We start from the raw sequence: 1,511 nt of genomic DNA, 5'->3' as shown, positions 1-1,511 counted from the left end.
TGGAAAAGCGTCAGCGAGGCCGCCGAGACAAGGAAATACCCAGAGGGCACAAGAAGCAGGCGAAAAAGCGGAGTTTAGTGGACTAAATGAGCATTTGACTCGCTCCGCTCGCCCCTTCGGGGCCGTGCTAAAGCACGTTCAGCCTTTGGCTGTGAGCCTGCTTTTGACGCGGTATTCGGCAACGCAGATAGATTCTCAACGGACTGCTAGTGTTGTTTGCTGACTAGCCTACGTTGCTCAGGACAAACCTCAATGGACATTTCAACAGGGCAGGGAAGGGGCTTTGCGAGGCGCGAGGGCAGCGAAAGCGCAAGAGAAAAAAGCACAAGAGAAAAAGAGCAGGAAAAGCGCGAGGGTAGCTAGCCGTCGCACTTGCTGATAGATCCGGGCAGGCAGAGCAGGGTTAGCCGGCCCTGTGGCCACCCAGCTCGCGGGAAATGGCTTCGGCGGTCTGCGCCAGTTCCTGCTGGAAATGTTCCCGGCTGACCTCGCCGTCCATGACCGCCTCCGGCCCGGACAGGTTGATTGCCGCCACCACTTCGCCCAGATGATTGTAGATACCACGGGCAATGGCCGTGGAGTAGTCGGAGCGGTGAATCACCCAGCCGCGCTCGCGGTCATCACTGATCATCTGCCGCAGCGCGGGCAGCGTTTTCGGCGCAGGGGGCGGGTGATCATCCAGACGCACTGACTGATAGAGGGCATCCAGTGCGGCCGGGCTCAGGCCCGTCAGCAGCATGCGGCCCATGGCGGTGCAGTGGCAGGGAATGCGGGTACCGATGGGAATGTTCACCGACAGCCGCTGGGCAGCGAAGGCGCGATAGATGTACAGACTGTCGGTCTGCTCACGAATGCTCAGATGGCAGGACAGCGAGGTGCGGTCGCGCAGTGCGTTGAGATGGGGGGCTGCAATATCCACCAGATCACGGCTGGCCAGATAGCTGAAGCCATCGGATACCACCTGCGGCCCCAGCTCGTAGGTATTTTTCGCCAGCTTGCGCAGGTAACCCATCTCGGTGAGGGTGTGGACGATACGGTAGATAGCCGACACCGTGACACCGAGACCCTCGGCCAGCTCGTTCATGCTCAGAGTGCGGGTCTGGGCATTGAACATCTGCAGGATCAGCAGGCCACGGAACAGTGCCGGCACCCGATAGTCATTACGGCCATCGTCGTCCTGCAGGGTCAGTTCGTCTTCGGCGTACATGGTGATCCTCCTTGGCAGTGGGGTGTGAGTCAGCGCCCGCTCATGAGCTGGCTGACGTGCAGCCGATCATGAGCGGGTTCTTAGCAGGCTGTTGAAAAACGTTATCGAGGCAGCCGAGACAAGGAAATACCCCGAGGGCACAAGAAACAGGCGAAAAAGCGGAGTTTAGTGAACTAAATGAGCATTTGACTCGCTCCGCTCGCCCCTTCGGGGCCGTGCTAAAGCACGTTCAGCCTTTGGCTGTGAGCCTGTTTTTGACACGGTATTCGGCAACGCAGATAGATTTTCAACAACCTGTTAGCGC

1 protein-coding gene is annotated in these 1,511 nt (G+C 58.9%); it reads right to left on the bottom strand.

Translation table 11 applies throughout. The features are described from left to right. Positions 1 to 403: 403 nt before the first annotated feature. Positions 404 to 1,207: an IclR family transcriptional regulator gene (locus WH50_RS25515; RefSeq protein ID WP_104156766.1), complete on the bottom strand. Its 804-nt coding sequence runs from the start codon at positions 1,205 to 1,207 to the stop codon at positions 404 to 406. Positions 1,208 to 1,511: the final 304 nt, after the last annotated feature.

It is taken from the genome of Pokkaliibacter plantistimulans, from assembly GCF_003194385.1.
Lineage (GTDB): Bacteria > Pseudomonadota > Gammaproteobacteria > Pseudomonadales > Balneatricaceae > Pokkaliibacter > Pokkaliibacter plantistimulans.
Note: the sequence above shows the minus strand (reverse complement) of the source record. Positions and strands in the feature narration are given on the sequence as shown.

Excerpts from the sequence above, each read along its gene's own strand:
- WH50_RS25515 (WP_104156766.1), bottom strand. The coding sequence starts at position 1,207 with ATGTACGCCGAAGACGAACTGACCCTGCAGGACGACGATGGCCGTAAT.